Origin of the sequence: Agromyces hippuratus (assembly GCF_013410355.1) — a bacterium.
Classification (GTDB): Bacteria; Actinomycetota; Actinomycetes; order Actinomycetales; family Microbacteriaceae; genus Agromyces; species Agromyces hippuratus.
Genome location: NZ_JACCFI010000001.1, coordinates 2773707 through 2795362, shown reverse-complemented (window position 1 = coordinate 2795362; position 21656 = coordinate 2773707). Strand labels below are relative to the sequence as shown.

16 protein-coding genes are annotated in these 21656 nt (G+C 71.0%); 8 read left to right on the top strand and 8 right to left on the bottom strand.

All coding sequences use genetic code 11. The features are described 5' to 3' along the window. Positions 1-50: 50 nt before the first annotated feature. Both BJY17_RS13035 and tdh read right to left on the bottom strand, forming a co-directional pair. Positions 51-1238, bottom strand: a complete 1188-nt coding sequence (locus tag BJY17_RS13035; protein ID WP_179551725.1) for a glycine C-acetyltransferase — start codon at positions 1236-1238, stop codon at positions 51-53. Positions 1239-1240: 2 nt separating this feature from the next. Continuing rightward, positions 1241-2284, bottom strand: a complete 1044-nt coding sequence (tdh, locus tag BJY17_RS13030) for an L-threonine 3-dehydrogenase (protein ID WP_179551724.1) — start codon at positions 2282-2284, stop codon at positions 1241-1243. A 323-nt stretch (positions 2285-2607) separates the two neighbouring features. On the opposite strand from tdh, the gene BJY17_RS13025 reads away from it, so the two are divergent. From BJY17_RS13025 to BJY17_RS13010, 4 genes are all read left to right on the top strand, one after another. Beyond that, positions 2608-5199, top strand: coding sequence for a collagenase (locus tag BJY17_RS13025; protein ID WP_179551723.1), 2592 nt, complete (start codon positions 2608-2610; stop codon positions 5197-5199). A 212-nt stretch (positions 5200-5411) separates the two neighbouring features. After that, entirely contained in the window at positions 5412-6713 is a 1302-nt protein-coding gene (locus BJY17_RS13020; protein WP_179551722.1) for an MFS transporter, read from the top strand. Positions 6714-6761: 48 nt separating this feature from the next. Continuing rightward, on the top strand, positions 6762-7457 hold the full coding sequence (nucS, locus tag BJY17_RS13015) for an endonuclease NucS (RefSeq protein WP_179551721.1): 696 nt from the start codon (positions 6762-6764) through the stop codon (positions 7455-7457). A 79-nt stretch (positions 7458-7536) separates the two neighbouring features. Next, positions 7537-8226 (top strand): HAD hydrolase-like protein, encoded by a 690-nt coding sequence (locus BJY17_RS13010; RefSeq protein WP_322789833.1) that lies wholly within the window; start codon positions 7537-7539, stop codon positions 8224-8226. Positions 8227-8263: 37 nt separating this feature from the next. Here the strand turns inward: BJY17_RS13010 and BJY17_RS13005 are convergent, their stop codons facing one another. Next, a complete protein-coding gene (locus BJY17_RS13005) occupies positions 8264-8659 on the bottom strand; it encodes a hypothetical protein (protein WP_179551720.1) in 396 nt (131 codons plus the stop codon). Between the two features lie 508 nt (positions 8660-9167). Between BJY17_RS13005 and BJY17_RS13000 the strand changes: the two genes are divergently transcribed. After that, positions 9168-11876: an immune inhibitor A domain-containing protein gene (locus BJY17_RS13000; protein ID WP_322789832.1), complete on the top strand. Its 2709-nt coding sequence runs from the start codon at positions 9168-9170 to the stop codon at positions 11874-11876. 407 nt (positions 11877-12283) lie between these two features. Here BJY17_RS13000 and BJY17_RS18360 read toward each other — a convergent pair whose 3' ends face one another. Both BJY17_RS18360 and BJY17_RS18355 read right to left on the bottom strand, forming a co-directional pair. Further along, positions 12284-12622: a DUF389 domain-containing protein gene (locus tag BJY17_RS18360; protein WP_218889910.1), complete on the bottom strand. Its 339-nt coding sequence runs from the start codon at positions 12620-12622 to the stop codon at positions 12284-12286. Beyond that, positions 12580-13224 (bottom strand): TetR/AcrR family transcriptional regulator, encoded by a 645-nt coding sequence (locus BJY17_RS18355; RefSeq protein ID WP_218889909.1) that lies wholly within the window; start codon positions 13222-13224, stop codon positions 12580-12582. Before BJY17_RS18355 ends, BJY17_RS18360 begins: the two co-directional genes overlap by 43 nt. A 158-nt stretch (positions 13225-13382) precedes the next feature. Between BJY17_RS18355 and BJY17_RS12990 the strand changes: the two genes are divergently transcribed. Continuing rightward, positions 13383-14357 (top strand): carbohydrate kinase family protein, encoded by a 975-nt coding sequence (locus tag BJY17_RS12990; protein WP_179551718.1) that lies wholly within the window; start codon positions 13383-13385, stop codon positions 14355-14357. A gap of 16 nt (positions 14358-14373) precedes the next feature. On the opposite strand, the gene BJY17_RS12985 is transcribed toward BJY17_RS12990, so the two are convergent. From BJY17_RS12985 to BJY17_RS12975, 3 genes are read right to left on the bottom strand one after another with little or no spacing between them, the layout of a single operon-like run. After that, complete coding sequence (locus BJY17_RS12985; RefSeq protein WP_179551717.1) at positions 14374-14907, bottom strand: GNAT family N-acetyltransferase; 534 nt, start codon at positions 14905-14907, stop codon at positions 14374-14376. 16 nt (positions 14908-14923) lie between these two features. Beyond that, positions 14924-16483, bottom strand: coding sequence for an SLC13 family permease (locus BJY17_RS12980; protein WP_179551716.1), 1560 nt, complete (start codon positions 16481-16483; stop codon positions 14924-14926). Between the two features lie 27 nt (positions 16484-16510). After that, a complete protein-coding gene (locus BJY17_RS12975) occupies positions 16511-18250 on the bottom strand; it encodes a threonine/serine exporter family protein (RefSeq protein ID WP_179551715.1) in 1740 nt (579 codons plus the stop codon). 111 nt (positions 18251-18361) lie between these two features. On the opposite strand from BJY17_RS12975, the gene BJY17_RS12970 reads away from it, so the two are divergent. Both BJY17_RS12970 and BJY17_RS12965 read left to right on the top strand, forming a co-directional pair. Continuing rightward, on the top strand, positions 18362-20104 hold the full coding sequence (locus BJY17_RS12970; RefSeq protein ID WP_179551714.1) for an MFS transporter: 1743 nt from the start codon (positions 18362-18364) through the stop codon (positions 20102-20104). Continuing rightward, complete coding sequence (locus BJY17_RS12965; RefSeq protein WP_179551713.1) at positions 20101-21624, top strand: leucyl aminopeptidase; 1524 nt, start codon at positions 20101-20103, stop codon at positions 21622-21624. Before BJY17_RS12970 ends, BJY17_RS12965 begins: the two co-directional genes overlap by 4 nt. Positions 21625-21656 lie beyond the last annotated feature (32 nt).

Sequence of the window (21656 nt, the reverse complement as noted above, 5' to 3'; positions counted from 1 at the left end):
AGCTCGACCCGCAGAACGAGGTCGCCTGCTGGTCGAGCCCGTCGAGACGACTACCCGGCCGCGGCCACCTCGTCGCGCGCCGCCACGAAGGCGGCCACGCAGCGCCGGATCTCGTCTTCGGAGTGCGCCGCCGACAGCTGCACGCGGATGCGCGCGGCCCCTCGGGGCACGACCGGGAAGCTGAACGCCGTCACGTACACCCCGTGCCGCTGCAGCGCGTCGGCCATGCGTGCGGTGAGCGCGGCGTCGCCGAACATCACGGGCACGATCGGGTGCTCGCCGGGCAGCAGGTCGAACGAGGCATCCGTCATCAATGAACGGAACAGCGCCGAGTTCGCACGCAGCCGCGACCGCAGCTCGCCCGACGAGGCGAGCAGCTCGAGCGCCTGGATCGTGCCCGCCACGATCGCCGGGGCGAGCGTGTTCGAGAAGAGGTAGGGCCGAGCGCGCTGGCGCAGCAGGTCGACGATCTCCTGCCGGGCGGCGACGTAGCCGCCGGATGCCCCGCCGAGCGCCTTGCCGAAGGTGCCGGTCGTGATGTCGACCCGGCCCTCGACGCCGCAGTGCTCAGGCGTGCCCCGGCCGTGCTCGCCGACGAACCCGACGGCGTGCGAGTCGTCGACGAAGACGAGCGCGTCGTACTTGTCGGCGAGGTCGCAGATCTCGGCCAGCGGCGCGATGTAGCCGTCCATCGAGAACACGCCGTCGGTCACGATCACGCGGCGGCGGGCATCGGATGCCGCGACGAGCTGCGCCTCGAGGTCGGCGAGGTCGCGGTTCTTGTAGCGGTAGCGCCGGGCCTTCGACAGGCGGATGCCGTCGATGATCGAGGCGTGGTTCAGCTCGTCGGAGATGATCGCGTCATCGGGCCCGAAGAGCACCTCGAAGACGCCGCCGTTGGCATCGAAGCACGAGGAGAAGAGGATCGTGTCGTCGTAGCCGAGGAAGTCGGAGACGCGCCGCTCGAGTTCGAGGTGCAGTTCCTGCGTGCCGCAGATGAACCGCACGCTCGCGAGCCCGTAGCCCCAGTCGTCGAGCCCGGCGTGCGCCGCCGCGACGATGCGCGGGTCGTTCGCGAGCCCGAGGTAGTTGTTGGCGCAGAAGTTCAGCACCTCGCGGCCGGCGACCTCGATCTCGGACGACTGCGGGCCGTGGATGCCGCGCTCGCGCTTGGTGAGCCCTGCGGCCTCGATCTCGTCGAGCTCCGCGCGCAGCTGCTCCTTCACCGTTCCGTACATGACTACAGCTCCGTCCAGTCGAGGATGACCTTGCCGACGCCGCCCGAGGCGGCCGCATCGAACGCCGCACGCCAGTCGCGTGCCGGGTAGCGGTCGCTGATGATCGAGGCGACGCGCGAGCGCAGCTGCGGGCTCGTCTGCAGCATCGCGCTCATCGAATTCCACGTCTCGAACATCTCGCGCCCGTAGATGCCCTTCATGGTGAGCATGTGGGTGACGACCTTGCCCCAATCGATCGCGAACGGCTCGGCGGGCAGGCCGAGCAGCGCCATGCGGCCGCCGTGGTTCATGTTCTCGATCATCTCGGGCAGCGCCCTCGCCGAGCCCGACATCTCGAAGCCGACGTCGAAGCCCTCGCGCATGCCGAGCCGGTCCTGCGCCGACCGCACCCGCTCCTTCGAGACGTCGACGACGGCGTCGGCGCCCATGGCGAGGGCGAGGTCGAGGCGTGCGGGCGAGACATCCGTCGCGACGATGAAGCGGGCGCCGACGTGCCGAGCGACCGCGATCGACATGAGTCCGATCGGGCCGCATCCGGTGACGAGCACGTCTTCGCCGACGACCGAGAACGCGAGCGCGGTGTGCACGGCGTTGCCGAACGGGTCGAAGATCGCACCGACCTCGGGCTCGATGTCGGCGTGGTGCACCCAGACGTTCTCACCGGGCAGCACGACGTACTCGGCGAACGCGCCGTCGCGGTGCAGGCCCACGCCCTTCGTGCGGATGCACATCTGGCGGCGCCCGGCCCGGCAGTTGCGGCACATGCCGCAGACGATGTGCCCCTCGCCCGAGACGCGGTCGCCGACGGCGACGTCGTGCACGAGCGGCCCGACCTCGACGACCTCGCCGTAGAACTCGTGGCCGGGGATGAGCGGCGCGGCGATCGTCGACGCGGCCCAGTCGTCCCACTTCTCGATGTGCAGGTCGGTGCCGCAGATTCCGGTGCGCAGCACCCGGATCTTCACGTCGGCCGGGCCCGTCTCGGGCTCGGGCCGCTCGACGTATTCCAGGCCGGCGCCGGGGGCGGGTTTGTAGAGGGCCTTCATCGCAAGAAACTCCGTTGTTCAGAACATGAACCGCTGGGTGCGGCGGCTCATGCGAGTGGTCCGGTGGATGCGCCGGATGACTCAGCCATCGTACCGGCGAGCGGATGCCTCGGGCTGGTGCACGGAGGCCGCCAGCCGGGAGCGCGCGTCGTCGGCCGCGGTCCACCGAACGAATTGTAGCGCGTGACGTGTGATATATGACACACTGTCCGCGGTGCAGCGAAGAAGCCGCGCCACTCCGGCCGGGGGCCGGAGATCGCACCGGGTCGGGAACCTGCAGTGCCGGGGTCTTCGATCCGCAGCAGATGATTCAGGAGTCGACGATGACCCAACCCATCCGACGACGCGGAACCGGCACAGCCATCGCGCTGTCGCTCGTACTCGCATTCAGCCTCGGCGCCCCGCTCGGGGCCAACGCGGCAGCACCGCCCGATCCGGTGCCGTCGGGCTCCGGCCCGGCGGCCGACACCGGGGGCGTTGCCGCCACCGGCTCGAGCGACGCGCTCGTGCCCGAGGCCGACCCCGAGCCGGCGGCACCGCTGACGGCGAACGCCGAGGTGCACCGCACCGAGGCCGGCGACGTCGTCGCCGTTCCCGACCGACCGTCGGCCGGAACAACCGGGGATTCGGGCGCCCCGTCCGCCCGGCAGGCTGCGGCGGCCGCGGAGTGCAGCACCGCGGACTTCGCGGCAGCGAGCGGCCAGTCGCTCGTCGACCTGATCGTCGCGAGCCCCATGGACTGCATCAACTCGCTGTTCCTCGTGAAGGGCGCCGACGCCAGGTCGATCTTCGCCGAAGCGCAGATGATCACCGTCGCGAACGCGCTCCGCACCGTCGCCGGCTCCTACCCCGGCGACAACTCCACGTCGGCCGGCCAGCTCGTGCTCTTCCTGCGGGCCGGCTACTACGTGCAGTTCTACGATGCCGGGAACGTGGGCGACTACGGCTTGTCGCTGTCGAACGCGGCAGCAGGGGCGCTCGACGCCTTCTTCGGCAACCCGCGCTCGCGCGACGTCACCGATGCCAACGGCGAGGTGCTCGGCGAGGCCGTCACGCTCATCGACAGCGCCGTGCTCAACGACCGCTACCTCGACGTCGTCGAGCGGCTGCTCACCGAATACGACGCCGAGTACGAGGCGCTGTGGTGGATGCGCAATGCCGTGAACAACGTGTTCACGGTGCTGTTCCGCGGCCACCAGGTGCCCGAGTTCGTCGCCGCCGTGGCCGCGGATCCGTCACTCCTGACGACGCTGCACGACTTCGCGGTCGCCCACCTCGACCGGCTCGGCGGCGATTCGGCCTTCCTGCCGACGAACGCGGGTCGCGAGCTCGCCCGCTTCCTCGGCGACGACTCGGTGCGCGCGGCCGCCAAGCCGCTCGTCGCCGACCTGCTCACGCGCACCTCGCTCGACGGGCCGACCGCGCAGCTGTGGGTCGCCCTCGGCCAGATGGCCAACTACTACGACCCCGAGGCGTGCGCCGACTACGGCACCTGCGACCTCGGCGAGCGCGTCGCCGATGCCGTGCTCGTCACCGAGCACGACTGCTCCTCGAGCATCACGATCCGCGCCCAGGAGATCAGCGCCGAACAGCTCGCCGCGAGCTGCTCGAGCCTGCTCGCGCAGGACCAGTACTTCCACGCGGTCGCGAACGACCCGGGGCCCGTGCCGAACGACGTGAACTCCACCATCGAGGTGGTCGTGTTCGACTCGAGCAGCGACTACCAGAGCTACGCGGGTGCGATCTTCGGCATCGACACCAACAACGGCGGCATGTACCTCGAGGGCGACCCCTCGGCCGCCGACAACGTCGCCCGGTTCATCGCCTACGAGGCCGAGTGGCTTCGCCCCGCGTTCGCGGTGTGGAACCTCAACCACGAGTACACGCACTACCTCGACGGCCGGTTCAACATGCACGGCGACTTCGAGGAGGGCATGCAGACGCCCACGATCTGGTGGGTCGAGGGCTTCGCCGAGTTCATCTCGTATCACTACCGGGGTGAGGACTACACGGCCGCGCAGGCGGCGGCCGCGCAGGGCACCTACGCGCTCAGCCAGCTCTTCGACACGAACTACGACCACGGCCAGGAGCGGGTCTACCGCTGGGGGTACCTCGCCGCGGCGTTCATGCTGAACGAGCGCCCGAGCGAGCTGCAGGCCATCCTCGGCTCGTACCGCGCCGGCGACTGGGACGCGGCCCGCACCTACATCACCGACACGATCGGCACGCGGTACGACGCCGAATTCGCGGCGTACCTCGAGCGATGCGCGGCAGGCGACTGCAGCGACGATCTCGGCGGTGGCGGGACCGACCCGGTCAACCGCGTGCCGGTGGCGTCGTTCGGCATCTCGGTCGACGGCCTGGAGGTCGGCTTCACCGACACGTCGACCGACGACGACGGCACGATCGCCTCGCGCCGCTGGCAGTTCGGCGACGGTCAGGAGTCGACCGAGGCGAACCCGACGATCGCCTTCGCCGCGGCCGGCACCTACTCGGTCACGCTGACGGTGACCGACGACGATGGAGCGATCGGCACGGCCACGCTCCCCGTCACGGTCGCTGACGACGGCGCCCCGGCACTCCCGGAGTGCACGGGATCCGACCTCCGCCAGCTCGACGACGAGTGCCGTCGATCAGGGCGCTCCGCCGCGCGCGGGGACACCGACGGCCTGTTCATCTGGATTCCGGCGGGCACCGCACAGGTGACCGTCACGACGACCGGCGGCACCGGAGACGCCGACCTCTACTACAACTGCTACGGCTGGGCCGGCGCGAACGCGCACGTCGCGCGCTCGACGACCCCCGGCAGCAACGAGGAGAGCGTCGTGGTGGCCTGGCCGGCGGCCGGGTGGAACTACGTCGGCCTGACCGGGGTCGAGGACTTCGCGGGGGTGACGGTCACCGCCAGCTACTGATCCGCGACAGGGGCGGCCGTGCGACCCGGGATTCCCGGGCTGCACGGCCGTCGTCGTGCCGGTTGCGGTTCGCCCGCGCGACGGATATCGTTCACTGATCGGCGAATCGAATCGATTCGATAGCAGCTTGGACGGCCCTCGAAGGCCGACTCGACGCACCGGCGACGCAGACACGAAGACTCACGCAGACACACGAAGACAGAAGCCGAACGATGACCGACCACCTCCGCGCGACCGCCACCACCAACCGCGCACGCCGCGAACTCCTCGCCTGGCGCAATGCGATCTTCGCCATCTTCTTCCTCTCGGGGCTCAGCCTCGCGAGCTGGGTCGCGCGACTTCCCGAGGTGCGAGACCAGACCGGGCTCAGCACCCAGGGCGTCGGACTCGTGATCCTCGCCGGCTCCATCGCCGCGGTGCTCGGCCTCATCGCCGCTCCCCCGCTCATGGCCCGCTTCGGTGCCCGCACGGGCATGGCGGGCGCGCTCATCGCGGTCTCCCTCGGCCTCGCGTTGATCGGCATCGGCGGTTCGGCGCTGCCGTCCATCCCGCTCATCGTGATCGGGCTCGCGTTCGCCGGCTTCGGCAACGGCGCGGTCGACGTCATGATGAACGTCGAGGGCGCAGAGGCCGAGCGCGAGATCAGCCGCACCCTCATGCCGCTCATGCACGCGTTCTTCTCGTTCGGCACGGTCGCGGGCGCCGGCATGGCGGCCGCGGCGGCGGCACTCGCCGTCCCGGTCGTCGTGCACCTCTCCGTGATCGGCGCGGTCATCGCGGTCGGAGCGATCGTCGCGGTGCGGTTCGTGCCCAAGCGCAGCGAACTCGGCGACCCGGCGGCCGCCGATGAGCGAGCGGATGCCGCATCCGCACGCCCGTGGACCGAGCGGTTCCGCGACGGCCTCAGGGTCTGGGGCGATGTGCGGCTCCTCCTCATCGGCGTCATCATGCTCGGCATGTCGTTCGCCGAGGGATCGGCGAACGACTGGCTCACCCTCGCGGCGGTCGACGGCCACGGCTTCGACCCGGCCGTGGGGGCCGCGATCTTCACGGTCTTCGCGGTGTCGATGACGACGGCTCGCGTGCTCGGCGGCCCGCTCGTCGACCGCTTCGGCCGGGTCGCGACACTGCGCGTGCTCGCCGCGACCGGCGTGGTCGGGCTCAGCCTCTTCATCTTCGGCGCCGAGATGTGGGTGATCGTCGTCGGCACCGTGCTGTGGGGCATCGGCGCGTCGATGGGCTTCCCGGTCGGCATGTCGGCTGCCGCCGACGTGCCCGATCGCACCCAGGCCGCCGCCCGGGTGAGCGCCGTGGCGATCATCGGCTACTGCGCCTTCCTCGTCGGCCCGCCGTTCATCGGCTTCCTGGGCGAACACTTCGGGCTGCTGAACGCGCTGCTCGTGATCCTGGCGCTCATGGTCATGGCCGGGCTCGCGGCCCCCGCGGCGCGCGAACGCTCGGGCAAGCCGGGCGCCACGGGCGGCGAGTCCGACGCCTCGGCCGCACAGGCCTGACGCCCACGTCAGGCCGTCGAACACAACCGCTCGCCGTACACTCGACTGGTGCGTCTCGTCATCGCCCGCTGCTCCGTCGACTACGCCGGACGCCTCGCGGCACATCTCCCGCTCGCCACCCGCCTGCTCATGGTGAAGGGCGACGGAAGCCTGCTCGTGCACTCCGACGGCGGCAGCTACAAGCCGCTCAACTGGATGAGCCCGCCGTGCACCCTCACGACGCTCGAGCCCGACGACGACCAGCGCTCGGCCGGCATCGTCGAGCTGTGGAAGGTCGTGCACCAGAAGACCGCCGACCAGCTCATCGTCTCGATCCACGAGGTGCTGCACGACTCGAACCACGAGCTCGGCGTCGACCCCGGCCTGCAGAAGGACGGCGTCGAGGCTCACCTGCAGAAACTGCTCGCCGAGCAGATCGAACTCCTCGGCGACGGTCACCGGCTCGTGCGCCGCGAGTACATGACGGCCATCGGCCCGGTCGACATCCTGGCGACGGATGCCTCGGGCGCCTCGGTCGCCGTCGAACTCAAGCGCCGCGGCGACATCGACGGCGTCGAGCAGCTGACCCGCTACCTCGAGCTCATGAACCGCGACCCGCACCTCGCGCCCGTGACCGGCGTCTTCGCGGCGCAGGAGATCAAGCCCCAGGCCCGCACCCTCGCGGAGGACCGCGGCATCCGCTGCGTCGTGCTCGACTACGACGCGATGCGCGGCGTCGACGACGGGCATTCGCGCCTGTTCTGACGCGAAGCGCGGGCCACCACCGCCTCGCGTGCGACCGAACCTGAGTGTCTCTCGTATTTTCGCGCCCTAGGATGTCACGGTGACCACCGAGCCCCTGACGATTCCGACGACCACACCGACCCGCACCTGGTCGGCGGTGCTGTTCGACCTCGACGGCACGATCGTGGACTCGGCCTCCGACATCACCGGTTCGCTCGCGCACATGTTCACCGAGCTCGGCCTGCCCGTGCCGAGCGACGAGGTGCTGCGCGGCTACGTCGGCCCACCCCTGCTCGACAGCCTGCGCATGACCGCCGGCTTCAACGACGCCGAGGCGTGGGAGGCGCTGAACATCTACCGCGACCACTACGGCGAGCACGTGCTGCGCTCCCCCGTGTTCCCGGGTGTCGCCGGCGTGCTCGAGCGGCTGCACGCCGCCGGCATCCCCGTCGCGCTCGCGACCTCCAAGCCCGAGTCGATGGCCCGCAAGGTGCTCGACCACACCGGCCTCAGCCAGTACTTCACCGTCATCGCGGGCGCGAGCGACGACGAGGAGCGCAGCACGAAGGCCGACGTCGTCGCCGAGGCGCTGCGCCGCCTGCAGGCGCTCGACATCAGCACCGAGCATGCGGTGATGGTCGGCGACCGCGGCTACGACACGCTCGGCGCGCTCGCGAACGGCGTGCCGACGATCCTCGTCGAGTGGGGCTACGGCTCACCCGCCGAGGCCGCCGACGCCATGGCCGTCGTGCACTCCGCCGACCAGTTGCGCAGCCTGCTTCTCGGCTGACGGCCGCTGCGCCGACACTCGGCATCCGCCCGAGACGTCAGGAGCCCGAAGCCACCGGTACGACCTCGACCGTGAACGAGATCGTGTCACCGGTCGCGCCGTTCTCGAGCGTCACCGCGGTCGTTCCGACGGCGGTCGCCGTGAGACCGGGGTTGGACTGCGCACTCCCGTCGTCGGCGCCCGGCGTGAACTCGACGATGGCCGGGTCCTCGATCTCGGCGCCCCACTCGGTGGAGGTCTCGTCATCACCGGCCAGATCGATCACGTTGCCGTCGACGACCTCGATCGTCTCGCCGTCGATGTCGTCGAGCTGCACGACGACCGGCGCGGGCAGCGTATCGGTGCCCGTGGTGCACCCGGCGAGCGCGAACGCGCCCGCCACGGCGGCGACGGCGAGCAGAGGCAGCACCGCTCGGCGCGCTGCGCGGGGCATCCGCTCGTTCGCATTCGATCGGTCGACCACCGCGGCACCCCCTCCGCCGGCGCTGAGCGCCGTCGCGTTCAGCGTAGACCGAGCGGATGCCGCGCGACCCCCATCTCCCGAAAGTGGGCGCCTCAGGGCGAATTCATATCATGATGAATGCTCAGCATCGCGGTGTCGCAAGAATCCCCCCTGATCGAGTGACAGGCGCTCGTGATCGACGTCGATCACGAGCTCGACGCAACAGATGCGCGTCGTCCTCGGCGAAAGCCAATACAGCTCTTCCATAGGTGCGTCAGTGCACGGCAGTATTCCGAGTACGTTCGCCCACCGACGAACGTCGTACGCGCCCCGCGGTCACCTCCACGGGGCGCTCGAAGGGAGAAGCATGTCTGGATTCACGGGCCGCGCGCGGAGGCGCGCGGTTGCGGTCATCCCGGTATTCGCGCTCGCTGCCACCGGTCTGGTGTCATTCGGCGCTACGGGAGCGGTCGCTGCTGAATCGCCGGTGTCGCCACCGGTGATCAGCGATTCCGAGTACTACATGAACTACGTCGCACCTCGCCTCGAGGGCCAGTTCGACACCGACGGCGAAGTCCTCGTCGATGGCGCGACGGCGAAGTCGGCACCGCAGGTTCAGGCCGAGGCCGAGGCGTTCGACCAGAAGTACTCGCAGGGCAACCCGATCGCGGCGAAGGGGCTCGCCACGCTGGAGGCGAAGTCGATCGCCACGGGCAAGAACCCCAAGGAGCTGAAGAAGCCCAAGCACGACAAGAAGCCCAAGAAGACCAACTTCAAGCAGGCGGAGTCGACGCAGGAGGCGAAGCTCCTCACGATCCTCGTCGAGTTCGACGAGAACGCGAACGACGACTTCACGGGCACCTACGTGCCCACCGAGTTCGGCTCGAAGCAGTGCAAGCTCGGCAACGTGCAGAACGGCCCGACGCACAACGGCATCCCGAACCCGGCCGACTACGAGCTCGAGGACAACAACTCGATGTGGGTGCCCGACTTCTCGTCGGAGCACTTCAACAAGATGCTCTTCACCGACGAAGGCATCACCGATCGAGTGCGCACCGACCTCACCGGTCCCGACGGCAAGCCCGGCTTCGACATCTCGGGCTACACGATGAAGTCGATGTACGAGGAGATGTCACGCGGCGCCTACACCGTCACCGGTGAGGCCACCCCGTGGATCACCGTGCCCCACTCCGAGGCCTGGTACGGCGCGAGCACCTGCTTCAAGAACGCCGACGGCGTCTACGAGGCCGGCGAGATCCAGGACCAGCAGGGCCACCCCGACAACCCCAAGGGACCGGGCCAGCTGCCGATCGACGCAGTCGCAGCACTCGCACAGGCGCAGCCCGACTTCCCGTGGGCCGACTACGACATCGAAGACCAGGGCGACCGCGACGGCGACGGCGACTTCAACGAGCCCGACGGCGTGATCGACCACGTCGTGCTCGTGCACGCCGGTGAAGACAAGTCCGGTGGTGGCGGCGCGCAGGGCACGTACGCCGTCTGGGCGCACTCCTCGGCTGTCGCCGGCGGCGCGGACATCCCCGGCACCGACCTCCAGCTGTCGAACTACATCGTGCAGCCCGAGGACTCGGGCGTCGGCGTGTTCGCACACGAGTACGGCCACGACCTCGGCCTGCCCGACCTGTACGACACGTCGAACCAGGGCAACTCCGACATCGACTTCTGGGACCTCATGAGCTCCGGCTCGCACGCGGGCCCCATCTTCCAGTCGATGCCGACCCACATGGGCATCTGGGACAAGTGGGTGCTCGGCTGGGTCGACCCCCTCGTGATGAACCCCGGTGACGACGCCGAGACCATCAAGGTCGGCCAGACGTCTCGCTCGCCGAAGGGCACCGAAGACGGCGTGAAGGTCAATCTTCCCGACAAGGTCATCACGCTCGCCGAACCGGCCAGCGGCGAGAACATGTGGTACACCGGAGCCGACCAGGACTGGGGCGACATCCGCATCTCCCGCACGGTCGACGTCCCGACCGACGCGAAGTTCTGGATGAGCAACAACTTCGTCATCGAAGAGGACTGGGACTTCGGCTTCGTCGAGGTCTCGACCGACGGCGGGTCCACCTGGACCGACGTGAAGGTCTACAACGAGGACGGCACCGAGGCCACCACGGCCGACGGCTACCCCGACCCCAACGGCAACCTCCACACCTTCGGTGACAAGAAGTACGGCCTCACGGGCAGCTCCGACGGCTGGGCTCGCCAGTACGTCGACCTCTCGGCCTACGCCGGCACCACGGTCGGGGTGCGCCTGCGCCTCGCCACCGATGCCGCGTTCCAGGAGCGCGGATGGTTCGCCGACGACTTCGCCGTCACGAGCGGAGCGACCGAGGTCTGGACCGACGACGTCGAGAGCGGCGACAACGGCTGGACCGCCGAGGTCACGACCTTCGCCGACACGACCGGCCCCGGCTGGCGTATCGACACGGGCACGTCGAGCAAGGCGCAGTACTACATGGTGGAGTGGCGCAACTTCGACGGGTTCGACGAGGGCCTGAAGTACGGCTACAACTCGGTGTACAGCGCCGGCGCGTGGAAGGTCGAGAAGGTCGCGTACAACGCTCCCGGAGCGCTGGTCTGGTACCGCGACACGACCTACGGCAACACCAACCACGTGCGCACCAACGAGACGGCACTGCCGAGCTACGGAGCGAAGGGCGGGCTGCTGCTCGTCGACAGCCACTTCGACCCGCTGCGTCGCACCGGTGACGCAGCCGCGGCCGACGGCACGCTGCAGCACAACCTGCCGTCGCGTGCGCAGTCCTCCGACGTCGCCTTCGGCCTCACCCCGACGCACGCCTTCACGGAGTGCATCGCGGGTGCGGAGCTGACGACCGAGTACTGCACCGACATCCCGTCGCGCGAGCCGGTGAGCACCTTCACCGACGACCTCGGCTGGACCTCGGGCCTCGAGGTGCTGCCCGATGGCCGACTGGCCCGCCGCTTCCGCGACGGTTCGGCAGTCGTTCCGTCGGTCGGAAACGCTCCGTACAGCACGCGGATCGTCGACTTCGACGGCAACCCGCTGACCGACCTGTACGGTGCGGCCAACCCTCTCGGTGGCGTCTTCGGCACCGGAAACCCCGCCGATGACGGCGTGGGCTACGGCACCGAGATCACGGTGAAGAAGGCGTTCAAGGGCAACCAGTCGGCGCTCATCACGATCACCCCGCCCACCGCAGGCTGATCCAGCGACACGCACCACGACGAGGCGTCGGCTCCCTTCGGGGGGTCGGCGCCTCGCCGCGTCTCCAGCGGGCTGCGGTGCAGTGAGCAGACCCGCCGGCCGTGCACTGGCCCACGACGCACGAGGAGGTGCCGTGAACGACGCCCGAACCGTTCTCACGATGAGCGCGAGATCACCGAGCGCGTCTCGCCGACGCTGCCGAACAGCAGGCTGAACCCCGCCGCAGTCGGGTGGTCGCGGCATCCGCTGCACGACGCCTCCCGCTGGGAGCGGCATCCGCTCGGCTCGCTCGACGGCGTTGCGTTCGCCGGCCGGGCGCTCGGCTCAGCGGCCGGGTGCCGGCGTCGTCAGCCGTCGCTGCCTCCGGCGGTAGGCCCTGCGCTGCACCTCGAGCTGCACCGAGAGCGTCAGCACCCCGCCCGTGATGATGGCGACGAGGTTGATGAACAGCTGCAGGGCGGCGCTGCCGGCCGGCCCCACTCGCCGGCGGCGATGCCGATCGCGATCGCGGCGTCCGCGGGGATCGTGGTGACCGAGATGAGCACGCCGATGAGCGCGCCCGACTTCGCCGAGGTCAGCGAGAGCACCCCGGCGATGCCGGCGAGGAAGCCGACCACGTAGCTGAGCGGGCCGGGCTCCCAGATGAACTCGGTGAGCGGATGACTCGTCGCGAGCGGATGCCCCGGAGGACGCGCCGCGCGGATCAGCGGGCGAGGAGTCCGTCGAGCAGCCGATCGACACCCCACGTGAACGCCGAGGGATCGGCGCCGGCTGCGACGAGGTGCGCCGTCGCCTCGGTCAGCGGGTGGCTCGCGGCATCCGACCACAACGCGCCGGCCGTCGACGTGTCGGCGGCGGTCTCGACCTCGTCGACCCGCTCGGCCGCGTCGAGGGCGGCCACCCCGAGCACGTGGGCGCGCACGGCGTAGGCGGCACGAGCCGCGTCGTCCTGCGACATCCCCTCGGCCGCGAAGCCGACGATGAGCGTCTCGTTGAGGCCCAGCGCGTGCCGCCCGTCGAGGGGGCCGCTCGTGACGAGCACCATCGCGCCGGTGTGCTCGGCGAGCCGTGCCCGCAGGGCCGCGGCGAGCGCGTGCACCCGGTCGCGCCAGGCGACGGCGGGGTCGGCCGCTGCGTCGAGATCGAGGTCGGAGAGGAGCTCCTCGACCATCGCGCGCAGCAGCGCGTTCTTCGATGGGAAGTAGGTGTAGATCGCCGTGGGCGTGAGGCCGAGCGCCGCGGCGACGCCGCGTACGGAGACGGCGGCGAAGCCCTTCTGCTCGAGGATCTCGAACGCCGCATCGACGATGTCGACCTGGCTGACGCTGCGCCTCGGTCCGGGTTTCATGGTGCTCCTCGTGGGTCCTCACCACCGTACCCGCTGGGCGGGCCGCAGCCGGCCGCGGCCGCGGTCGCTCGCACGGCCCCGGACACGTGCCGCGCACACGGCCGTGTGGCACGCTGGAGTCCCGCGCCCACCCGAGCGCACCGGAGAGGAACCCGCCGATGTCGACCGAGGCACCCGTCACCGCCCCCGCTCGCGTGACCGTCATCGGCGACGCGCTCATCGACGAGCTGCGCGACCCGCGCGGCGCCCGCGAGTTCGTCGGCGGCGCCGCCCTCAACGTCGCGGTCGGACTCGCCCTCCTCGGCGAAGACGTGACGCTCGTCGCGATGCTCGGCGACGACGAGCCGGCCACGCGCATCCGCTCGTTCCTGCGCGACTACGGCGTGCGCCTGGTCGAGAGCCCCTCGGAGCACGGCACGTCGCGGGCCGTCTCCGATCGCACCGACGGCGAGCCGCGATACGAGTTCAACGAGGCCGCGCAGCGGCGCAGCATCCGCTTCGACGACGCGACCCGTGCCGCGATCGACGAGGCCGACCTCGTGGTCGTCAGCTGCTTCCCGTTCGACGACGCCGAGCAGGCGGCCGAACTGCGCGCCGCGATCGCGCGCCCGGGCGAACGGCTCGCGATCGACGGCAACCCGCGTGCGGGCATGCTGCACGACCGCGAGGCGTTCCTCGCGAACTTCACCGCCGCGGCCCGTGACGCGATGCTCGTGAAGGTCGGCGACGAGGATGCCGAGCTGCTGCTCGGCGCTCCCCTGGCGGAGTTCGTCGAGCAGCTCCGGGCGCCGTCGACTCGCGAAGCCGAGAGCGGGGCCGCATCGGATGCCGCGCCGGCGCGCACCCCGGCCGTGCTCGCGACCGCGGGCCGCGAGGGCGCGGAGCTGCATGCGGGCGACGCGGCGGTGCATGCCGGCATCGTCGACCTGCCTGGCGCGGTCGTCGACACCATGGGGGCCGGGGACGCCACGCTCTCCGCGGTCGTGCACCACCTCGCGGTGCACGGCGTGCCCAGCGACGCGAGCGACTGGGCCGCCGCACTCGAGTCGGCGATGGCGATCGCCGCAGCCACCGTGCGCCACGAGGGCGCGCTGCTGCGGGTTCCCGCGCATCCGTCGGAGGGCGGGAGCTGACGAACCGGTCGAGCGCTCAGCGCACGAACCGCACCTCGTGCACCTGCCAGAAGTCGTCGACCTTCGAGGTGCCGTCGAGCTCGAACCCGTTGCGTCGGTAGAACGCGTGCGCCCTCGGGTTGTCGGCGAGCGCCCACAGGTAGGCCGGTCGATCGCCGACGGCCGTGTCGAGCAGCGCCTGCCCGACACCTCCGCCATGGAACTCGTCGAGCACGTAGAGGCCCTCGAGCTCGAGCGCGCGCGGCCCGTCGGAGTCGCGACCGGTGCTGGTGTTCGCCCATCCGACGACCTCGCCGCCGTGCTCGCCCCCGACCTCGGCGACCCAGATGCCCATGCGATGGAACCCCTCGGGCGGCGGGTACACGTCGTTCGCGATCGCGAGGTTCGTCGTCCAGGCCCTGATGCGGTCGGCGTACGTCCACCCCTCGACCTTGTCGCGCGCCACGCGGCCGGGCTCGACGTACGTCGTCTGGTGGCTGCGCCAGTGCACGCGGGCGATGCCGGGGGCGTCGGCGATGGCGGCGGGACGGATGACGAACGGATCGGGCATGGACTCCATCCTGCACTCAGAACGGCCAGACGAACGGCACGAAGAACACCGCGACGACGAGGAACAGCAGGAGCAGCGGCAACCCGAGCCGCCAGTAGTCGCCGAAGCGGTAGCCGCCGGGCTCGAGCACCATGGTGTTCGCCGGCGTCGCGACGGGCGTGAGGAACGACGCCGCCCCCGCGACCGTGAGCGCCATCATGAACGGCAGCACCGAGACCCCGAGGTCGGCGGCGACGACGACCGCGACGGGCGCCACGATGAGCACCGTCGCCGTGTTCGAGATGAGCTGACCGAGCACCATCGTCAGCGCGCAGATCGCGAACAGCGCGAAGTACGGCGAGGCGTCGCCCACGAGACCGAGGAGGCCCCCGGCGATGAGGTCGGCCGTACCGGTCGAGATGAACGCCGTCGACAGCGGGATCATGCCGGCCACGAGCACGACCGTCGTCCACGAGATGCTGCGGTAGGCCTGCGTCGGGCTGACGACCCTGGTGAGCACGAGAGCGGATGCCGCGGCGAGCCCTGCGATCGCCGGCGGCACGAGCCCCGTGGCGAGCAGCACCACCATCGCCGCGAGGATCACGATCGCGCGCTTCGCGCCGGTGCCGAGCGGAACCGAGCGGCGCATCGTCGCCGGCTCGTCGACGACGAGCACGTCGGGGCCGGCGGTGTTGCGCTCGAGCTCGCCCCACGGGCCGGTGACGAGCAGCGTGTCCCCGGCCTGCAGCAACGCGTCGGGGCCGATCAGGTCTTCACCGCCGCGCTGCACGGCGAGCACGACGAGATCGCCACTCGGCGTGCACATGCCCGGGAACAGATGCAGTCCGATGAGCGACGAGCGCGGTGCCACGACGACCTCGGTCGCCCCCTCGCGCACGCCGATGAGCTCGGTGCCCTCGGGCAGGTGGTACTGCTCGCGCAGCGTGCGGGCGTGCGCGCTGACGTCCTGCGGCAGGCTCGTCGCGGCCCGCTCGGGCAGCAGGCGACGCCCGAGCAGGGAGATGATGAGCAGCGTACCGACCACGAGCGGCACCCCCACGAGGCCGAACTCGAAGAAGCCGAACGGGCGCGCGCCGGCATCGGCTGCCGCCTCGCTGACGATGATGTTCACCGGCGTGCCGGTGAGGGCGAGCAGCGACCCGGCGTGCGCCGAGAAGGCGAGCGGCATGAGCATCTGCGAGGGCGCGATGCCGGCGCGGGTGGCGACGACGACCACCACGGGGATGAGTGCGGCCACCGCCCCGTTGACGCTGATGAGCGCGGTGACGGCCGCGACCAGCAGGCACACGACGAGCAGCAGCGGCCCTCGCTTCGTGCCGGCCCGGCCGATCACCTGCTGGCCCGCCCACGCCGTGACGCCCGTCGAATCGAGCGACTCGCTCACGACGAAGAGGGCGGCGATGAAGATCACCGTGGGGTCGCCGAATCCGGCGAGCGCCTGTCCGAGATCGAGGATGCCGGTGAGCCACAGGGCCACCGAGACGCCGATCGCGACGATGCCGAGCGGCACGCGGTTCGACATGAACGCGATGATCGCGAGCGCCAGGATGACGAGCGTGGTCGCGACGGGGTCCATGGGCACAGACTAGCCGCGAGGCATCCGCTACAGGAGGGGGCCGCGCGACGACCGCAACCGACCCGTGATGGCCGACCCGGCGAGGATGCCGAGGGCGATCGCGACCATCGTCGACGCCGTCGTCACGAGGGTGTCCGCCCCGGCCTGGTCGCCGCCGAGGATGGTGGCGACCCCGACGAGCCCGATCGCCCCGGGCACGAGCAGCCAGAACGCGGGCAGGAAGCTCACGACGGCGGGCGGTCCCGTGCGCTGCCGCGCCACGAGCACGGCGACCGGCGTCATCACGAGCGCCCCCACGAAGGCCGAGAGCACGCCGCCGAGGAAGACGTCGCCGATGACCTGCGCGCCGTAGGCCGAGTAGAGCACGAGCAGGATCCAGATGATCGAGTCGCGGCGACCGCAGTTGTAGACGACGATGCCGACACCGAACACGGCGACGGCGATCCAGGGCGCGATCGGACCGATCGGCTGCGACGCCGTCGTGAAGTCGATGCGCGGCACGCCCACGAGCGCGGCCGCCCCGACGATGCCGACGGCGAGCAGCACGAGCTGCATCGTGCCCGCCGCGAGGCGGCCGCCGCCCGACATCATCTGGCCCGTCGCGAGCTCGATGACGCCGGTCGTGAGCAGCGAGCCGGGCAGCAGTGTCACGAGCGGCGCGATGAGGGCCGGCAGCACGCCCGGGTCGAGCCCCGCCCTGATGAGCAGGAACACCGCGATCGAGACGCCGAACGCGATCGCCACGGTCACGAGCGCCTGGTAGTCGCGCGACGCGCGGGCGGAGAGGAGCTGGGCGGCACCCGCGAACACCCCGAGCACGGCGGCGACGCCCGCCCCCGCCCACGAGGCCCCGAGCAGCACCGAGAGCCCTGCCGAGAGCAACGCGTACGCCACGACCCGCTGCACCGCCGAGTACGGCAGCGGCTGCGCGCGGAGCTTCCGGATGCGGCGCCGCGTCGTCGCCGGGTCGATGGCACCGATGCGGGCGGCCTCGACCGTGCGGTTCAGCTCGTCGAGCTGCGCGAGCGTGAGCTTGGCGTTGCCGCTCGCGACGGCACCGGTGCTGAGCTCGCCGACGCCGCGGGCCGACACGATCAGTGCCGTCGGGAAGACGATGATCTCCGTCGCCGGGGCGGCATTGACCGTGGCGATGTCGAGGAGTGCGGTGTGCACGGTCGTCACCGAGTACCCGGCGTCGATCATCGCCTCACCCACCGATTCCATCGCCGCGAGCGTGACCGCCGGCGGCGGGGTGGTGCCCGGCGCCGGCCCACCCGGCGTGAGCACCCCTGTGCCGACGGGGCCGGTCTCCGACTCCAGCTCTGCAGCCCCCGGCCTGCGGATCGCGAAGAGCACGGCGGCGCTCGCGAGCAGCACGAGCGCCGCGATGATCCACGACCACGGCGACACGTCGTCGTCGGCGAGCACCGCGGGCGGCACGGGTTCGAGCACCGGCGCCTGCGACGGCGTCTCGGTCGGCGTCGGCGGCGTCTCGGTCGCGGGCGCCTCGGTGGTGGGAGGCGGCGTGGTCGGGACCGGCTCCTCGGTCGGCTCCGGCTCGGTGGTCGGAACGGGCTCCGGCTCGGGCTCGGGCTCGGTGGGCGGGGGCGTCGTCTCGAGAGGCTGATCCGTCGGCAACGGCTCGACGACCGGCGCGGTCGCCCAGGCCGCGGCCGGCGGGGCCCCGAGACATCCGACCCCGAACCAGCCGGCGACGGCGACCGCGCCGATCGCGCCGACGACCCGCACCCGCCCCCCGGCTGACATGTCGCTCACTGTAGTCGCGCCCGCCCGCGAGGCTCAATGCCCGTGCCGTATCGCCGACGACCCATGTGCGGCTACGGTGAACAGCAGTAGCTGGAACCCGGGGGGACGTTCATGAGCATGCAGGCCGAAGCATCCGTCGCCGCTCCGATCGCGAAGACCTCGTGGCTCGCGCTCGTCGTCGTGGTCATGACGCAGATCCAGGCCTCGTTCGCCGTGAATGCGCTCACCGTCTCGATGGCGGGCATCACGACCGACCTCGACACCCCGGCGAGTTCGGTCGGCACGGCGATCACCGCCGGCACCTTCGCGATGGCCGCGTTCATCCTGCTCGGGGCGAAGGTCGGCTCGCGGTTCGGCTCGCGCGGCGTGTTCCAGATCGCGGTCGCGATCCACGGCGTGGCCATGCTGGGCGTCGCCCTCAGCGTCTCGCCCGCGATGCTCTTCATCGCGCAGGCCTCGTCGGGTGCGGTCATCGCCCTCATCGCGCCCGCGCTCACCGTCTTCATCGCCACCAACTACCACGGGTCGCAGCAGGGCAAGGCGATCGGCCTGCTCGCGGCGGCGATCCCCGCGGCCGGCGTGCTGGCCCTCCTCCTCGCCGGCTGGTTCGCGAACACGATCGGCTGGCGCTGGTCGTTCGCGCTCATGGTCGGCCTCGCCGTCGTCAACCTGCTGCTGAGCTTCAAGCTCAAGCGCGTGCCGGCCCAGCCGGGCCTCTCGATCGACTGGACGGGCGCGATCCTCGCGGCCGTCGCCGTCATCCTCCTGAGCTTCGGCTTCTCCGGGCTCTCGACGTGGGGCGTGTGGCTCGCGACGGACCAGGCGCCGCTCGACGTGCTCGGCATCTCGCCGGCTCCGCTGCTCGTGATCGCCGGCCTCATCGTCGGCCAGGTGTTCTTCTCCTGGCTGCGACGCCGCGGGCGCGAGGGCAAGCCCCGCATCTTCGACCTGCGCGTGCTCGCGACCGGATCGGAGCGCGCGATCACGGCGTGCATGGCCATCATGCTCTTCGTCGGCACGGCGGCGAACTTCCTGATCCCGCTGTACATCCAGGTCGTGCAGGGCCGGTCGAGCATCGAGACCTCGTTCTCGATCATCCCCTACACGCTCTCGATCTTCCTCGCCTCGACGTTCGTCGCCTCGCTCTACGGCCGGTTCACGCCGAAGGCGATCGCGAGCGCCGGCTTCGTCGTCGTCGCGTCGGCCCTGACCCTCCTCGCCTTCACGGTGCGCGGAGAGTGGAGCCAGGGCTTCGTCGTCGCCGGGCTCATCCTGCTCGGCCTCGGCCAGGGCGCGATCGTCGCCCTCGTCTTCAACACCCTGCTCTCCTCCGCACCGAAGCAGCTCGCCGGCGACGTGGGCGCCTGGCGCGGACTCGTGCACAACCTCTCGGGCAGCGTCGGCATCGCCGTCGCCACGGCCTTCGCCGTCGGCATGCTCTCCACGCTGCTGCTGAGCGGCGCACAGGAGCACCCCGAGATCTCCGACGAGCTCATCGCGCAGGTGAACATCAACGAGGCCGACTTCCTCACGAACGAGCAGCTCGCGGCAGTGCTGGAGTCCCGGGCGACCGGCCCCGCGCTCGACGCCGCGATCGCGGTCAACGCCGAAGCGCGCCTGCAGGCGCTGAAGGTGTCACTGCTCGGCCTCGCGGCGCTCTCGCTCCTCGCGATCGTGCCCGCCACCCGCATGCCCGGCCGCCGCCGCGATGAACTGCCCGAGAAGCTCGAGCCCGACGACGACGACCCGATCGACCCCGTCGAACCCGACGACGTGGACGACCTGCACGAACACGACGAACGCGACGGCCGCGACGGCCGCGACGGCACCGACCGGAAGGAGGCGCTGGCATGACCCGCAGCGCGAACAAGCTCATCCCCGACGACTTCGACGCGGTGTCGTCGCTCGCCCACTCCCCTTCCGTCGTGCTCGACGAGGCGCTGACCGACGTCGAGGTGACGGGAGTGCTCGTCACCACCCCGACGGCCGACGGCGAATCGATCGCCGGACTCGACCGGCCCGCCTGGGAGCGCGCCGGCTTCGAGGCGAAGCCCGGGCAGACGCTGTACGTTCCCGGTGACGACCCGGTCGTGCTCGTGGGCGGCGGGTCGGCGGCCGAGCTCACGACCAACGGGTTGCGCGACGCGACCGCGAACCTCGTTCGCGCGGCCGGCAGGTTCTCGCGCATCGGATTCGAGGTTCCGGCGCTCGGCGCACTCGACCGGGCCGCGGCAGGCCAGGCGATCGCCGAGGGCGCCGCCCTCGGCCGCTACCGCTACACCGGGCGCTCGACGAAGCCGCCGGGGGCGGCCTTCGAGCGGCTCGCGCTGCGCATCGGCGACATGCTCCCGGCGACGACCGGCGCCGTCGAGCTGACCGCGGGCATCGACGGCGGTCTCGTCACCGCGCGCGCGGCGAACGTGGCGCGCGACCTCGCGAACACTCCTCCCGGCCACCTCACCGCCACCGACCTCGCCGACGTCGCCGTGTCGCTCGGCGCACGCTTCGGCTTCGAGGTCGAGGTGTTCGACAAGCAGCAGCTCATCGAGCTCGGCTGCGGGGGCCTCCTCGGCGTCAACCGCGGCTCGACCGAGGAACCGCGCATGGTGAAGCTGCGCTACACGCCCGCCGGCACCTCGACCGGGCACCTCGGGCTCGTCGGCAAGGGCATCATGTACGACTCGGGCGGCATCAGCTTGAAGCCCTCCGACCCGATGCACCTGCTCATGAAGATGGACATGGGCGGCGCGGCATCCGTGCTCGGCGCCTTCACCGCGCTGCGGGCTCTGCGTGCCACCGCGACGGTGACCGGCTGGCTGATGTGCACCGACAACATGCCGTCGGGGTCGGCGTACCAGCTCGGCGACGTGCTCACCGCCCGGAACGGCACGACCGTCGAGGTGAAGAACACCGACGCCGAGGGCCGGCTCGTGATGATGGACGCCATCGCCCTCGCCAATGAAGAGGGCGTCGACACGATCATCGACATCGCGACGCTCACGGGCGCCGCGCTCATGGCGCTCGGCACCTCGACCGCCGCGCTCTTCGGCAACGACGGAGCGACGCTGGCCTCGGTCGAGCGGGCCTCGGCGTCGACCGATGAACAGGTCTGGCGCATGCCGCTCGAGCGCCGCTATCGCACGCAGCTCGATTCGGATGTCGCGGACCTCTCGAACCTCGGCGGCACCTTCGCCGGCGCGACGACGGCGGCGCTGTTCCTCGACCACTTCGTGGGCACGACGCCGTGGGCGCACCTCGACATCGCGGGCACGATGCAGTCCGACTCCGACGACTCGTGGCGCTCGAAGGGCGCGACCGGCTTCGGCACGCGCATCCTCATCGACGTGGCGCGGGGCTTCCAGCCGGCGCGCTGACACGGCGCGGTACGCCGGGTCGGCCGCAACGA